The following is a 15,736-nucleotide window of genomic DNA, read 5'->3' on the forward strand; positions in this document are numbered from 1 at the left end:
CAGAACGAATACCAAAGGTATGATACAACAGACTTGTGGACATAGCTTTATACTCCAATAGGTGGTTTATTTTTTTCCACCTATAATAATGCTATGTCCTTTTTTTGCAACCCTACCAACTCATTTGCCGGAAGAGCCTAATTTTCTTTACGCATTATAAAGTTATAATCGAATGAATTGCTTGACGGATTGAACATCGGCGATTCGGCAGTCTGGAATCCTTCCGCCTGTACTTTCATTTTGAATTCGATCGGCTCGGTTATATTTATTTCATATTTATCGCCGGTGAAAATTACTGAATTCGCATCCTGCCAGGTAACCTTATCTTTGTCGAAGTAGTAGCCTATGGTCATAATAAATGTTTCGACTGGAACGGTTGGCTCTGCGCTGATTATATTTCCGTGAATCCTGAACGGCCGCATCATTACTACTTTATAATCCACTCCGCTTTGCATCAGATAATTGCGAAGGCTCATTGCGGTGTTTTTTTGTATGTCGAACAGGACTTCGTCAGCCGGTGCGCTGTCCCACTGGAAAAAGCCGTCCGCGTCGGTTTCTGTCGAGAAAACAAGCGAGTTTATTCCCTGCCAGCTCGCGACACTTATGTTAGCGTCCGCTATCGGCTCTCCGTTCATATCGATAACCTGGCCGGAGATGACACTCGGCTGCAAAAGTGAGAATGTTATCGGTTCCATCTCTTCTTTTATTTCGACAGCTTTTACTGCCGGTGCAGTTCCTTCGCATTGGGCAGTAAAAACTTCCACGCCTTCCTGGATGCCGTCAAAAACGAAATGCCCCATTGAATCGCATATAGTTCTGTCTGCGGCGGTTTGCGGAAACGGCCCTTTGGTTATTGTTGCCGGCAAAGGCCTTTGCTCCCAATCGACAACAAACCCCTCGACTCGGATTCCATCCTCTGATTTTGTTTTCACGATTGGCGAAATTAGATTTGGTTCGTCTGCTGCCGTTTGTATTTCATGTTCGTTTGGTTCTTCAGGCTCAACAGGTTCCGGCTTGGGCTGCGGGGCGGGGATTCGCTGTATAATTTTGCCCGGCTTTTGGGGTTCTGCCTGTGTTTGCAGTTTAGGTTTTGCAATGGGGGCAACGATGGTATTTTTTGTTAAAACATTAAGCAGAATTAACCCGCAGACAATTATTAGAACAACTCCGCCGATATAAAAAAATATTTTGCTCTTTTTGGCTTGTCCCTGTTCGTAAGCGACAAGCACTTTTGTCCGCAGTCGTTCTTTGTGTTTGGTATCGATTTCAATTTGTTCGTCGTCGCGGTTTTCGAGATTTGTTTTTTTCAAATAAGATTTGATTTGTACTGCCGCGACATTGCACAGCCATTCGACGAATTGTCTTCTTGTTTTCCCTTTGAATTGGCGAACCTCTTCGGCTGCGATGAGAAAAGCTACACTTGTGATATCTTCGGTGATTTGTTTGACGCCCAGATTGGTAAAGCATAACCGGAAAATTTTGTCGTAGTAGATGTCGTAAAGAAGAATAAATGCGTTAGCGTCGTACCGTGCCCGCATTACAAGGGCATCGTCCCCATCCTGGCGACGTTCAGTTTCCGGCGTTTGCTCCTGTGCCATCGTTATTCCCTAAATCATTGATAAATATATACTTGGATTATAAATCTGTTTGGTGTTTGGGTCAACGGGAAATTGAGTTGTTTATTTTCTTTTGTGTCGGATAAGACCGAATGCCGAGAGCATCAGCAGAATTGACGAAGGTTCCGGCACGATAGTCCAGCCCATATCTTTCATCATTGCCCATTCAAGTTCTGATACTGTGCGTATCATTTGACCTGAAGCGACAAACGGACTCATCAGTAAATTGCCCAAGGCAGACTCGTCTAAATGAACAAGGCTTGAGCCTGAATTATATGTGCTCGGTGCATAAATGGGGACAAGGTCACCATATAATGCCACCGCATTTGCGCCATCAAAGAAAATGGGATTGTCAGCCTGGTCAAAATTGCTCGGCGTGCCCGTTCCGCCGCTTATAGCTCTGTTGCCTGCGCTGTCCACAAGATTTTTATCCCACGCCGACAAGCCGTAGTAACTGCCATAAGGATAATTTACATACATCCATCCCCAGTCGTCATAGTCTTTGTCGTAAGTTGAATCCCAGCCGAGTGAATGTCCGAATTCGTGAGTGACGATACTTCTGAAATCAATTGTACCTGATGCAGGAGCGGCACTTCCGAAATTCCAGTTCAATCCTGCTGCTGTAACATCGTATTGAATTGTAGTATCGAATCCTGTACTTACTAAGCCGGGGTCTAATCCTTCTTTCCAGACATATTCGCCCATATTCCAGATTTGTGTACCGTTGCCGATTCTGTAACTGGCAGAACCGCCGAGCACTCCTGTGCCGAGGCTGTCCATTTCTCCCCAAAACATATGTACCTGTATTTGCCTGCCGGGGGTGTTGGAAATATGGCTTTGCCATTCGTAAGCGGCGGATGCGGCATCGGCCATTTGCAGGCTTGTCCAGTCCTGTTCGCCGGTCTTAGCTCCGTCAGTATCTCCTGTATTATAGAAAGTTACGTCGAAAACGCCATAGGTTTGAGTGATTGTTTCAGATGCGCAAATACCTGCAAACAAAAGAATTGCAACAAAAACCCTGACCGTTTTTCTACTCCCAAATGGCATTTTCTACCTTTATAGATGTCCCAAAGCGTCTATTTTAACAAAAGGCCTTTGTGATGTCAACGAGGATTATCCACAAGAAACCATAATATTAGCGTTGATAATAAGGATTATATGGAACAAAATAGCTTGACAGCGTTGAGACCTTACAGTAAATTGTTTTGTTCTATATTCTTGCGTAACAGCAGGGGTGTTGTTTTTCTTTGAAATATTGAACCGGTTAATATAAAAAAGATGATTATTGATTATTTTTGGAGGCCTATTTAGTGGCAAACGATCTGGCGAAGAATTTAATTAGTGCTGGTGTGCATTTTGGGCATACCGTTAGCAGGTGGAACCCCAAAACAAAACCGTACGTTTATTCACGTAGAGGGATGGTTCACATTATTAATGTTCGTGAAACCCTCAAGGGGATTATCCTTGCACAGAAGATGTTGAAGGATATTGTGGCTTCAGGCAAAGATGTTGTCTTTGTCGGCACAAAAAGACAGGCTCAAAAGGCCGTCAAGGCCGCTGCTGAAGCGACTGGTATGCACTATGTTACAAACCGCTGGCTGGGCGGCACGCTTACAAATTTCAGAACCATTCATTCAAGAATCCAGAGACTTGACCAGCTTGAAGCGATGGCAAATGACGGTTCGATTGAATCGGAAAGCAAGAAACGCGCTTCGACTCTCAAACGCGAGCTTCGCAAAATGAAGTCGAACCTTGAAGGTATCCGCAGAATGAGCCAGATACCCGGCATTATTGTTGCCGTTGACGCAAAGAGAGAAATACTCGCTCTTCGTGAAGCCAGAAAGATGGGCGTTCCGACGATTGCGATTATAGACACGGATTCTGACCCGGATTTGGTTGACATTCCAATTCCGGCCAATGATGATTCGGTTAAAGGCATAGGCCTGATTATTAACGAGCTTCTTCCGTTCATTGTTGAAGGCAAGACGACGCAGAGATTCACCGCAAAAGACGATGATTCTCGCAATAAGCCGCGTCTCCGCAGACGTTCAATCGCAAGAGCTGGTGAACCGGAAGCTGCCGACGAAGCAAAAGAACAGGCTCCGGCAGAAAACGCGTAATTAAAAATTTAGAATTAAGATTAAAAATTGGAGTTATATAGATGGCAGAGATTGGTGCTGCATTAGTTGTAAAACTTCGCAAGATGAGCGGTCAGGGTATGATGGACTGCAAACAAGCTCTTGCAGATACAAATGGCAACCTCGAAGAGGCTATGACATTATTAAGGAAGAAGGGTCTGGCGACTCTGACAAAAAGAGCCGACAGAGAAACAACCGAAGGTAAAGTGATTTGCGTTTCGTCTCCGGATGGCAAAGAGGCCGCTATGGCAACGCTTTGCTGTGAGACGGATTTTGTCGCGAAGAGTGAAACTTTCCTTCATACTGCGGATGTTATCGTTGGTTATCTTTTAGCTTGCAAGGCTGAAAAAGGCGCTGAAAATCTGCTGAATACTGAAAAAGACGGCAAGAAGCTTGTCGATATGATTACTGAAAGCGTCAGCAAGACCGGCGAAAAGACAGAAGTCGGCAACTATGCCAAGGTTTCTCTCAAAGGCCCCGGCCATATTGCTACGTATGTTCACTTCAATGGCAAAATCGGCGTGATGGTCGAATGTGAAACAAGCACACAGGCTGTTGCGGATAACGCACAGTTCCAGGCAATCGCAAAAGATATTTGCATGCACATTGCGGCAATCAATCCTATTTCACTCGATAAATCCGGCATAGCCGCTGATGTTATTGAAAAAGAAAGAGCGATTGCAGCCGAGCAGGTAAAAGACAAGCCGGCAAATATTATTGATAAGATTGTTGACGGCAAGATGAACAAGTTTTTTGCTGAAAATTGCCTCTTGTCACAGGGCTTTGTAAAAGATGAAAAAATCTCTGTCGAGAAGATACTTGCCGATACCGCCAAAACAGCGGGTGGAACGGCCAAAATAAAATCTTATGTCCGATTCGCAATCGGGTAATGTAATATAGGCACCGCCTAAAAACGGTGCTTTTTTTATAAATGGATTGCTATGGAAGCCAAGGAACTTGAAATTACGGATTCTACCTGTATGTATGGAAATCTGAATATCCGTTCTTGTGGAGTCAGTTTTTTTCCTAAGGATGTTTATGGCGCGCCTTCAAAAAACAAAGGTTATGGAGTGCCGATAACATTAAGTGTTGAGGGGTTGGATCGTTCGATTCAAACTGACATTCCTACTGACAACAAAACCGGTAAACCTAGGTGGCTTTTTCGTGAAAGAAGTTGGGTTAAACAATTTGTGAAAAAAAATAATCTGCATGCCGGTCACTCAATACTAATTACAAGATATGGCTCAAGAGATTATAAAATTTCCCTGAACGGGCACAAAATCTCTAACGAAAAAACTATGGTAAAGACTAAAGAAAATACAAATAAATGTTCTAAATGTAATGCGATTTTAAAAATAAATACAAGAAGAACTTGCGACTGCAAAGATGGGCATATTAATTGTCTCACCGCCAAAGATTGGATGAAAAGCCAGATTGGTGTTTGGCAGTTTAATTATGAAAAACGGGATATAAGGGACAAAACCATTCATCCAGCCACTTTCCCCTTGTCGCTTCCCAGAAAGATTATTGAGCTTTTTTCGCATAAAGGCGAACTGATTTTAGACCCCTTTGTGGGAAGTGGGACAACCTTGCTTGCCGCTCAAGATTGTGGCCGCAATGCCGTTGGGTTCGATTTAAAAAAGGAATATGTTCGTTTTGCTGAAAACAGATTAAAAGAGCATACAAGCCTTTTCAAGGAATCGAAACAAATTGCTATATGTGATGATGCGATCAATATAGAAAAATATCTTGAAGCAAATTCGGTGAAGTGTATTTTTACATCTCCTCCTTATGCCAATTTACTCAATCGCAAGAGGAGCAATAAATCCAGACGAGATCGAAAAAATGAGCAATTAGGTAAAGTCGAACAGTATTCGCAAGACCCTTGTGATTTAGGTACAATGACTTTAGAGAATTATACCAAGGCTATGGGAGACATCTATGAAAAACTATTGCCTCTACTTCAGCCCAAAGGGCACTGTGTCATAAATGTTCCTGATATGTGGTGGGAAAATAAAAGAATAACTATACATGTGGCCTTGATAGAGGAATTAAGAACTCGTGGATATGAGTTGAGAAATGTAATCATTTGGGACAGAACTAATATAGTGAATGGAATAGGTATTTTTGGTTGGCCGAGTAATTATATTACTATGGGTGTTACTTTTGAATATCTTTTAGATTTTTGGCGCCCCCCTCTATTGTAATGGATTTCCTGTATGAAACTTTTAACAAAAGAACAAATAATAAATAGGCTTCAAGAAGTAAAAGCCATGGGGTGGATCGCAGATAAGCGAAAAGGCAATGTTGGTGGCGTTGGAAATACTCTTGAAGATTTGCTTGGAATAAAAGAAAATAATTTGCCTATTCCAAATGCTGCGGAATGGGAATTAAAATGCCAAAGAAAAGATAGTTCTTCGTTGGGGACACTTTTTCACATGGAACCCTCTCCACGTGCGATTAGATTTGTTCCCGCAATTTTTTTACCTCAATATGGTTGGCAGCACAAAGGGGCTGGAGCAAAATATCCGAAGAACGAGAAAAGTTTTAGGCAAACAATAAATGCGGTATCGAGAAGTGATAGGGGCTTTAAAGTTGTTGTTGACCGTAAAGAGCAAAAAGTTAAAATATCCTTTGATGCTTCAATTATAGATGATGTGCATTTAGTGTGGAAAAAGGAAGTGAATAGCAAAGCGGGCCTCCTTGAATTAAATCCGCAACCTTATTGGGGTTTTCAAGATTTAATTCATAAGGCAGGAACTAAGTTAAAAAATTGTTTTTTTGTTGTGGTTGACCGCAAAAAAGAGAAAGGAATTGAGTATTTTTCTTATAATACCATCTTTATGCTCCAAAATTTTGACGGTGATAAATTTATCGATGAGATTGAAAATGGTAATGTCTATGTTGATGTTGATGCCAGAACGGGGCATAATCACGGTACTAAATTTAGAATTAAGAATATTAAAATAATGAAGTCGTTGTATGAGAAATCACGGGAGATTAGCTGACCGAATATGAGCGAATTAAAATATAAAAGAGTACTGCTGAAGATTAGCGGCGAAAGTTTTTGTAAAACAGGTGGATTCGGCATTGACGGCGACAGCCTTGCATCGATAGCTGAAAGAATTATACAAGTTAAAAATTTGGGCATGCAGATAGCGATAGTTGTCGGCGGCGGAAATTTTCTTCGCGGCGAAACTTTCAGCAAAACGAGCCATATTCCGCGGCACACTGCCGATTATATGGGAATGTTGGCGACGGTTATAAATGCCTGCGCATTGCAGGAAATGCTTGAAAAGCTGGGGCAGCAGACGCGGGTTTTGAGTGCCATTGAAGTTTCAGCCATTTGCGAGCCGTTCATCCGAAGGAAAGCCATCAAGTATCTTGAGCAGGGCATAATTGCTATTCTTGCCGGCGGAACAGGCAATCCTTTCTTTTCGACCGACACGTGCGCAGCTCTTCGTTCTTCGGAGCTTGATGTTGATTTGCTGATTAAAGGCACGAAGGTTGACGGCGTTTACGATGACGACCCCAAAAAGAATCCAAACGCCAATTTAATTGAAAAAATGACTTATAAAGACGTTTTCACTGGTAATCTTAAAGTGATGGATCACGCTGCCGTGAGTTTGTGCAGCGAGAGTAAAATTCCGATTATTGTTTTGAATATTTTCCAGAGAGGCAATATTATTAAGGCGCTTCACGGCGAAAAAATCGGAACGATTATATCTTAAATGAAGATTGAAAATTGAAGAATGAAGATTAGGTAAGGAAAAATGCCAAAAATCTTCAATCTTCAATCTACGGTCTTCAATTTGAAGTTATTCAGCAATTTCATTTAAGGGAAGATTAATATGCCAACGCAGAAAATTGTAAATGAACATAAGATGATGATGGAAAAAGCGTTTGAGCACCTCGGCAACGAGTTCAAATCATTGCGAACCGGCAGGGCTTCGACCGGCCTTGTTGAGAATTTGAGAGTCGATTATTACGGCACACCTACTCCGTTGCGTCAGCTTGCTGCGCTTTCGACTCCGCAGGGCGATTTGATTATGATTAAGCCTTATGACATCGGCGCGATTAAGGAAATTGAAAAGGCTATTAAAAACAGTGATTTGTCCATTACGCCGATGAGTGACGGCAAAGTTATAAGGCTGAATGTTCCGCCTCTTTCAGGAGAACGCAGAAAACAGATTGCCGGCCAGGTAAAGCAGTTTGGCGAACAGGCAAAGATTAGCATTCGTAATATCAGACGTGACGCGAACAAAAAGCTCGAAGACTCTGAAAAGGCGAAGACTATTACAGAAGACGATCTCAAGCACGCCAAAAAGGAAATGGACGATTTGACCAAGCTTTACACTGATAAGATTGAAAGCACTATCAAATCCAAAACCGACGAAATTATGAAAGACTAAAAATAGTATGGCCTTTAGGCCGTTCGATTATTTTTAAATTTTGATTTTTATTTGATGAGGGGTTTATGCAGACCAAAAAGGATGAACCGCGGAATCGTTCTAAAGTTTCAGTAACAAAAGTCATTCTCTGGATGTTTTTCTTCATATTTTTGTTTTTGCTGATACCTTTTTTTGGTATTCCGATGTGGTTGTCGTCGGAAAGCGGCAAAAATATGATTTTGTCGAAGGTCAATAAGGCCGTCCCCGGCATATTGAAAATAGACGCCCTTTCAATGGGCTGGTTTAGCGGCGTTAAGGTCAGCAAACTCGACTTTTCAAACGAGAACGGCTGCACAAAAATCACCGCGAAGGAATTTGCCGCTCGTCCGCGTTATCTGGATTTGATTGCCGGCAGACTTTCCATTGGTCATGCGGTTATAGACCAGCCGCAGGTTACGATGGATATTACCGGCCGATGCGCACCAGAGAAACCGCAGGAAAAGACGATTAAAATAGAAGGCACCACGGAATCACCATCTTCTTCGGGTTCTTCTTCACAGTCTCCCGCGGCTTTGCTTGCGATAGCGAACATAGACCTCACCGTCCGCGATGGCGGTTTCAAAATTACCGCGCCAGACGCCAATAATGATATAAAAACACTTGAGTTGAGGAGCATCAACAGCACGCTGGCAATTCGTCCGCTCGGCAGCGAAAGCAATTTCGATGTTTCAATGACGGTTGCGTCTGATATGGCAGTTTCGGAAGTCAGCACAGTCGGCAAGGTAAAGACATCTGCGGATGGCTGGTCGTTTGCCGACACAAGCGGCGAGCTTTCGCTGAAAGTGAATGAATTGGATTTGGCGACACTCGGACCGTTGTTCAAAGTTTTGGACGTTAATATGTCTGCTGCCGGAACAGTGTCGGCGGTGATGGACGCTAAAATTCAAAAAGGACAGTTCGAAAAATTGCAGGGCAATATTAACGCAAGCAATCTCGACGTTACAGGCCAGGCACTCAAAGGCGACCGCATTCAAACCGCCAAACTTCAATCGACAGTAAACTTGAATACGAATGAAAAAACAATAAATATCGAGAGTCTGCAAATAGAAACCGACGGCCTTACAGCCGACGTTAAGGGCACAATTCCCAGAACAATTGGAAGCTGGGAAGATTTTATGAAGGCCGATTCTCCTGATTCCCTGCAGGCGAAATTCGATTGCGATGTCGCTAAAACATTCAAACAGGTAAAAACAATTGCGAATTTCAAGGAAAACTTCGATATTAATTATGGTCGTTTAAGCGGCGATGTAACTACAGCAGCTCAAAACGGCAAAAGAACATTGTCAGGCAATATTAAACTCTGGGCGCTTGAAGGTAAATTTCCTGTAAAGAAGATTGTGCTTTCAAAGCCGGTTACGATTGATGCCATAATTTCTTCGCAGCAAGATATTATCACCGTCGATAAACTTGCTTTTGATTCTGCGTTTGCCCAAGCCCGTCTTACCGGCACGACCGACAATATGAACTATCAGGCCAATCTCGATTTGGCGAAAATGCAAAGCGATGTCGGCCAGTTTGTTGCATTTAAACAGGCGTTGTTCGGCGATGTAAATCTCGTCGGCAAAGCCGCGTTTAAAGATAATCTCTTCAGCAGTACCGGCAATGGTTCTGTCAAAAACTTTAATATGGTAATGCCGGACGGCAAACAGGTTACCGAATCCACTGGTCTGGCGAAATACGATTTTACCGCAGATTTCAATGCCAAAAAGCTCACTATAAGGTCGGCGGACTTTACAGCTTCGCCCGGCAAAATCAGTTTGAAGGAATCTACAATTCCGCTCGACAGTAAAGCCGATACGCCTGTTAATGTCAAAGCTGATGTTGCGATTGACCTTGCCAAAACGAAGCAGTATTTAAATGCGTTCACAAGTTTTGACCCCAAAGCACAGCTTGCCGGCTCTGCACAGGGCGATATTTCGCTTGCGATTAAAGACGGTATTATCAATGCGGCCACGAAGCAGATTGCAGTCAAAGGCATCAGCCTTGCGTATCCCGGCCAGCAGACTTTCACGCAGGAGTATATGAACATAGCGTTCAGCGGTAAATTCGATACCGTCAATAAAATCAGCAATATCGAAAGGGTTACAATAGACAGTCCACAGATAAAACTTGACGGCAAACTCTCTAACGCCGAAACCGGACAGAACGTAAAAACCGAAGGCGCGTTCAAAGCCGATTACAATCTTGCTTCTGTAACTTCTCTTATCTCGCCGTTTATGCCGTCGGGATTATCAGCCACAGGCAACAGAAGCGACACGATTTCATTTTCATCAGTGTATCCCAAACAGCAGCCGGCGTTATTCAAATCGAATCTTAACGCCAAAGGCACTTTTGGTTTCGACACCGCGCAGTATATGGGCTTCGATATTGGCAAAACGAATTTCAATCTTGCGGTAAACAAAGGCCTGATGACGATTGCTCCGTTCACAACCACGATTAATCAGGGCAAACTGAATTTTGCCGGAGATGCGGATTTTGCGTCAAAGCCGTCAATGTATAAAATGCCCAAAGCGATGAAAGTATTGGATAAAATTCAAATCAACAAAAAAACAACAGATACGCTTTTGATGTATGTAAATCCTATTTTCGCTAATGTTCTCGATGTCAGCGGCACGTTGAATTTTGATTGCAACGAGATGGCGTTTCCGCTTGAAAATGGATATAAAAACAAAATTTATATAGTTGGAAAATTTGAGATTAATAATTTGCAGTTGGCCAATGCCGGTTTGCTTAATCAGATTCTCAACGCGGCCGGCGGTTCATCGGGCGGAATTTTCACTATTTCGCCGACTGCGTTTACGGTTAAGGATGGCATTGTAAGTTACGACCGGATGGATATGAGTTTTGGCGGTAAAACTGTAACGTTTAGCGGTCAAATCGGTTTGGATGAGAGAGTGAATATGCAGGTTACCGTTCCGTATCAGCTTAGCGGCCAAAATCTTACTGTACCGCTCAAGGGTACGCTTTCAAAACCTGAAATTGATTTCGGTAAATTGCTCCAAAACGAATTGGAAAATCAGATTAAGAATCAGCTTCAAAATCTTTTTAAATAAGATCTCTGTGGCCTCTGTGAACTCTGTGGCTTTTAAAAAGAGACTCGGTGGCTGAAAGGTGATTATGACTGAAAACCTTTTATCTGTTAATAAAATCGGAAGAGCGACGAACTTTATATTTTTCCAGATTCGCGTCTGGCCTCGCTGTCTGCAGCTGCTTTACAAGAACAGGGCGATGCAGCAGGCTTCAGTTCTTTCGTACACTTCGATTTTTGCGATTGTTCCTCTTGCGATAGTGATGATGATGTTGTTTCATTCGCTTGGGACTCTCGAAAAGTTCGGCGACCCGTTGCGGGATTTCTTTTATGAGCAGACGTTTATAAAAAACATTCAGTACACCGCAGACCCTAATGACCAGGACAAAAAAATCAACCTCGCTGAAAAAATAGATGAATATGCCAATTCATATTTTAAAAGTCTAAGCGCCGGCTCGGTAACCATTGTCGGCAGTATTGCGATTGTCTGGGCTGCCATTGCGATGCTCATCAATATCGAGAATACATTTAACAGAATATGGAATGTTTCTCGCGGCCGCAGTTTTCTTCATCGTATCGCGAACTATTGGGCGGTTTTGACGCTTGGCCCTCTGTTGTTCGTCATAGGTATTGCTCTGAATGCTCATTTTGGAATAGTGTCGCATTTCAAGGGTAATTTTTTTGTTTATTTTGGTCAAATTTTGCCGTTTCTGATTGCCTGGCTTGGTTTATTTGTCTTGTATGTTCTTATGCCCAATGCGAAAGTTTCTTATTTATCCGCTCTTTGGGGGGCGTTTATCGCTGCCGTTGCGTGGACTGCCGCCAAGTGGGCGTTTGGTCTTTATGTTATAAAATTGATTCCATACAATGTTGTTTATGGAATGCTCGGTCTGATTCCTCTTGCGGTTTTGTGGATTTACATTGCATGGATGATTGTACTTTTCGGCCTGCAGTTGACATTCACAACACAGCATTTGCACACCATAGAAGAAGCGGAAAATGCCGCCACGAAGCGCAGCCAGGAATATTTCCTCGCCACGGATTTGCAGGTTGCGGGGATGGTGAAATTTATTTGTACTGCGTTTGAAAATAAAAATGCTCCCGTGCCTGCGGAGGTTATCAGCAGTCAGTTGAATCTGCCGTGCGATTTTACGGAGAAGATATTAGAGTATTTGGTCAACGCCCACATTTTATTAAAGACCAGCGACCCGGCCGTTGGTTACGTGCCGACGACAATCGCCGAGAAACTGAATTTGGTTGAAATTTACGATGCCGTGAAAAACGCGTCGTTGATTGCCCCTGATGATGAATCGGCTGTTATGAAGCAGATAACCGAAAATTACCGCCAAACCCTTTCGCAATACAACGTGAAAAATTTAATGTAAAAACTCAAATTCGTGTAGTTTCGTGTTTATTCGTGGTTTTTATAAATCTGTTTACAATCATTGCCGCCGCTGTATCGCCTGTTGAGTTAATCATTGCGGCGGGTGAGTCCACGACCGTCCCAATCATTGACGCGATGAACAGTGCCTCCGGCCCAAATCCATAGAGCGATACGATAAGGGCTTCGCCTAAAAATCCTCCGCCGGGTATTCCGCTCATTACTACGCCGCAAAGAATCCCGACTCCGACAGCGCCTGCAAGCGTTTCAAATCCGGAAAAATCTCTGCCGTACAATGTGAACAGCACCGCGATTTTCATAACAGCCGCAAGACACGAGCCGTCCATATGGATTGTAGCTCCGAGCGGCAGAACGATTTCGCGAATATCTTCCGGCACGCCAATTTTTTCAGCGGCCTGCAGATTTGCCGGCAGCGCGGCAAGACTGCTGCCTGTTCCGAACGCTGTTATTGCTGGCGGCCAGATATATTTCCAAAAATCTTTAAAACCCTGTATTCCGCCGCCTATAAAGGCATAGACTGAAAAACCGATTACGAAATACAGCAGGGCGGTTGGATAATATATGGCCACAATGCGGGCATAAGAACCTAATATTTGCGAGCCGAATGTACCGACCAGATAGGCGAAATATGCGCCGAGGCCGACAGGAGCGTAGAGCATTATTATTTTGATGAGTTGGCCCATAACTTCAGAGCCGCTGACGAGGAATTGCCGAAATTTTTCGCCTTTGTCGCCTGCCGCCTGCGATGCCAGTCCGACAAGAATTGAAAATATAATTAGTGCAAGAATATTTTTCCGATTTAAAAGTTCCGTGAAATCATTTACAGAAATTGTATTTACGACTTTATCGGCGAAACTCACTTTTTCAGAATTTATTATTTCTTTTTCCTGTAAGCTAATGCCTTTGGCCGGGTTAAAAATTTTGACGGTAAAGAGCATAGAGCATGATGATATGACGCCGGTGATAACGAATACGACAAGCATTGTGCCTGCGATTTTGCCGAGTCGTTTTAGATTGCTGTGTGCTGCGATAGCGGAGGATAGCGAGAAGAACACCAGGGGGACTACGGCCGTGAAAAGAAGATTAAGGAATACATCGCCAAGCGGTTTTAGTCTGGCTGCTTTTTCTTTAAGAAGGCATCCGAGTAACGCCCCCATTGCGACTGCACCGAGTAATATAAGAGTAAACCGCCATCTTTTAATGAAGTTTTTCACATCCATTTTATGTGGTGGATTTTTATGGTTGCTTTGGTTATGACTTGCAGCCAACATTACATAATCCTTTATATGGCAAGAGGTTTGCGAAAATTGAAAAAATGCGCCCGAGAGGATTCGAACCTCTGACCTACGGATTAGAAATCCGTTGCTCTATCCAGCTGAGCTACGGGTGCTCAAGATTTAAGTCGTTGCAGTATAACGAGTTCCTGTATGTACTGTCAACTCCTTTTTGGCTTAATTTGACATCTGCACCAAAATGCACCAATTTTTGACGCAAGCCTTTGGCTGTTGCCTCCCTTGCACGATGAACTAAATCGCTGGCTACAGCGAGATAAAAATCCTGGGTGGTAGCAAAGCTGGAATGTCCTGCAAATACCATTACATTATACTTACTCATGCCATTTACTGAAACATACCTAATAGGGTTCAGAGATTTCTTTCTTAGCTTTATTTTACTCATAACCGGAGGTTGTAATATGGCGTAGTGCGCAGATGTTTATCCGGCGTTAGAGTTATGCATACTGCTTCGGCTGATTCGCCAGTTTCCGTTTTGTTGTTTGGTTTTACCAGTTTCAAAGGTTTGAATAATATTGAAGAAATACTGGTCGTAAGTATCCGGCGAGTCATCCGAAGGGGCGAGCCATAGTTTCTTCGGTTCGCGAGCCTTTGTGAAAAGCTCAACTGTCTTCAATCGCTCATACCGGTCGTTTCTGACACTGTTGGTAAAGAGTACCGGGCATGGGCTTATCTGTGAAATTCTTTCAGATATTCCGTCTTCTGCCCAAATTTGTCGGCCGATGTTCATGCAGGCGAAAGTCTTTGTCATTTTCAAAAGGCTTCTTTCCATCCATTTCGGCATATAGCCTTTGAGTCTGTCCGGGAACGTGATGTCGTATCCGCCGGCGTTGTCGCATACCACTGCCGTGAAGCGTTCGTCGATTGCTGCAGCGCCGATAAGTGCGGCCGCTCCCTCGTTTATGCCGTAGCCGAAAATGTAATTGCTCAATTCCGGTTTGCTTTTACGAATAAAATCAATCGCTGCGATAACATCTTTTGTTTCGTCGATGGCGAAACTGTACTTATGCCCACTGCTGTTGCCGTTGCTCCTTGTGTCGAATAGAAGGACGTTATAGCCGCTTTCGCTGAATATTTTCGCGTAAGGCAAAAACAGATTTTTTGCTGCGCTTCTGCCGGAGACTATTATTACCGTGGAATCCGATATGTGGTTTTGGGAATCAATGAACCAGCCCTGGAGTTTTGCTCCGTCAGCCGAGGCAAACTCAACTCTGCTGTATTGATGATTCGCAAGGCTTTTAGGTTTATTGACGTCAGTGAATTTAACCCAGTGCGTTATGAAAAACGCGATTATGTAAGGCATTACCGCAAAGATCAGAATTGAAACCCGCAGTGTATTTTTTACAGTTGCGAAAGCTGTTTTGTTTTTAATAAGTTTTACAAAGATAAACCAGAAAACTGTATTTACACATCTGTCTAACAGCCAGAGAACCAGATAAATTGATACCAAAAAATATAAGGCCAGCGGCAGTTCGAACCAGTTAATCCGGACTTCTGGTATTACATTGGCGGAAATGATGAAATACGCCAAAACAAGCAGGGCGATGACGGAAAAATATATGCCGTACAATTTGGCGTTTGTTTTTTGGATTTTTGGTCGGAAGATGAAAAAAAAACTTGCCGCGACCGGAACAGCGACAAAATGAACGATGTCGATTATGGAATCCAGTGCGAACAGAAATTTACCGATAGCGAACCAGACTGCTAAAGAAATAATCAGAAGAAAATACCGTAATGTCCCGCCCATTTTTGTAGTTATCATACTGGAATTATAGCACAAAACCGCGTTTTTTTGAAAGAAAACCCCGC

Annotated in this window: 13 protein-coding genes and 1 tRNA gene; 8 read left to right on the forward strand and 6 right to left on the reverse strand. The window is 43.2% G+C overall.

What is annotated here, in order from left to right; genetic code table 11:
• Positions 1-137: 137 nt before the first annotated feature.
• Positions 138-1,598, reverse strand: coding sequence for a carboxypeptidase regulatory-like domain-containing protein (locus tag LLF92_10415; GenBank protein MCE5341518.1), 1,461 nt, complete (start codon positions 1,596-1,598; stop codon positions 138-140).
• An 81-nt stretch (positions 1,599-1,679) separates the two neighbouring features.
• A complete protein-coding gene (locus LLF92_10420) occupies positions 1,680-2,663 on the reverse strand; it encodes a PEP-CTERM sorting domain-containing protein (GenBank protein ID MCE5341519.1) in 984 nt (327 codons plus the stop codon).
• A 263-nt stretch (positions 2,664-2,926) separates the two neighbouring features.
• Here LLF92_10420 and rpsB point away from each other — a divergent pair, with 263 nt between their 5' ends.
• The 8 genes from rpsB to LLF92_10460 all read left to right on the forward strand — a co-directional run bounded on the left by rpsB (position 2,927) and on the right by LLF92_10460 (position 12,618).
• Entirely contained in the window at positions 2,927-3,736 is an 810-nt protein-coding gene (gene rpsB, locus LLF92_10425) for a 30S ribosomal protein S2 (protein MCE5341520.1), read from the forward strand.
• Positions 3,737-3,777: 41 nt separating this feature from the next.
• On the forward strand, positions 3,778-4,644 hold the full coding sequence (gene tsf, locus LLF92_10430; GenBank protein ID MCE5341521.1) for a translation elongation factor Ts: 867 nt from the start codon (positions 3,778-3,780) through the stop codon (positions 4,642-4,644).
• Positions 4,645-4,695: 51 nt separating this feature from the next.
• Positions 4,696-5,961 (forward strand): DNA adenine methylase, encoded by a 1,266-nt coding sequence (locus LLF92_10435; protein ID MCE5341522.1) that lies wholly within the window; start codon positions 4,696-4,698, stop codon positions 5,959-5,961.
• A gap of 12 nt (positions 5,962-5,973) precedes the next feature.
• Positions 5,974-6,762 carry an MvaI/BcnI family restriction endonuclease gene (locus tag LLF92_10440; GenBank protein MCE5341523.1) on the forward strand — a complete coding sequence of 263 codons (789 nt, stop codon included), beginning with the start codon at positions 5,974-5,976 and terminating at the stop codon, positions 6,760-6,762.
• Positions 6,763-6,768: 6 nt separating this feature from the next.
• Positions 6,769-7,485 (forward strand): UMP kinase, encoded by a 717-nt coding sequence (pyrH, locus tag LLF92_10445; GenBank protein MCE5341524.1) that lies wholly within the window; start codon positions 6,769-6,771, stop codon positions 7,483-7,485.
• A gap of 120 nt (positions 7,486-7,605) precedes the next feature.
• Positions 7,606-8,166: a ribosome recycling factor gene (frr, locus tag LLF92_10450; GenBank protein ID MCE5341525.1), complete on the forward strand. Its 561-nt coding sequence runs from the start codon at positions 7,606-7,608 to the stop codon at positions 8,164-8,166.
• A 65-nt stretch (positions 8,167-8,231) separates the two neighbouring features.
• The gene (locus LLF92_10455) at positions 8,232-11,258 is read left to right on the forward strand and encodes a hypothetical protein (protein MCE5341526.1); all 3,027 of its coding nucleotides are present in this window, start codon (positions 8,232-8,234) and stop codon (positions 11,256-11,258) included.
• A gap of 64 nt (positions 11,259-11,322) precedes the next feature.
• On the forward strand, positions 11,323-12,618 hold the full coding sequence (locus LLF92_10460) for a YihY family inner membrane protein (protein ID MCE5341527.1): 1,296 nt from the start codon (positions 11,323-11,325) through the stop codon (positions 12,616-12,618).
• Positions 12,619-12,622: 4 nt separating this feature from the next.
• Here the strand turns inward: LLF92_10460 and LLF92_10465 are convergent, their stop codons facing one another.
• From LLF92_10465 to LLF92_10480, 4 genes are all read right to left on the reverse strand, one after another.
• The gene (locus tag LLF92_10465; GenBank protein MCE5341528.1) at positions 12,623-13,906 is read right to left on the reverse strand and encodes a dicarboxylate/amino acid:cation symporter; all 1,284 of its coding nucleotides are present in this window, start codon (positions 13,904-13,906) and stop codon (positions 12,623-12,625) included.
• Positions 13,907-13,951: 45 nt separating this feature from the next.
• Positions 13,952-14,025, reverse strand: a tRNA-Arg gene (locus LLF92_10470).
• Positions 14,016-14,312, reverse strand: a complete 297-nt coding sequence (locus LLF92_10475) for a hypothetical protein (GenBank protein MCE5341529.1) — start codon at positions 14,310-14,312, stop codon at positions 14,016-14,018. Before LLF92_10475 ends, LLF92_10470 begins: the two co-directional genes overlap by 10 nt.
• 36 nt (positions 14,313-14,348) lie before the next feature.
• Positions 14,349-15,689, reverse strand: coding sequence for a hypothetical protein (locus LLF92_10480; GenBank protein MCE5341530.1), 1,341 nt, complete (start codon positions 15,687-15,689; stop codon positions 14,349-14,351).
• Between the last annotated feature and the right edge of the window lie 47 nt (positions 15,690-15,736).

The sequence above is a fragment of the Planctomycetaceae bacterium genome (genome assembly GCA_021371795.1).
GTDB lineage: Bacteria > Planctomycetota > Phycisphaerae > Sedimentisphaerales > UBA12454 > UBA12454.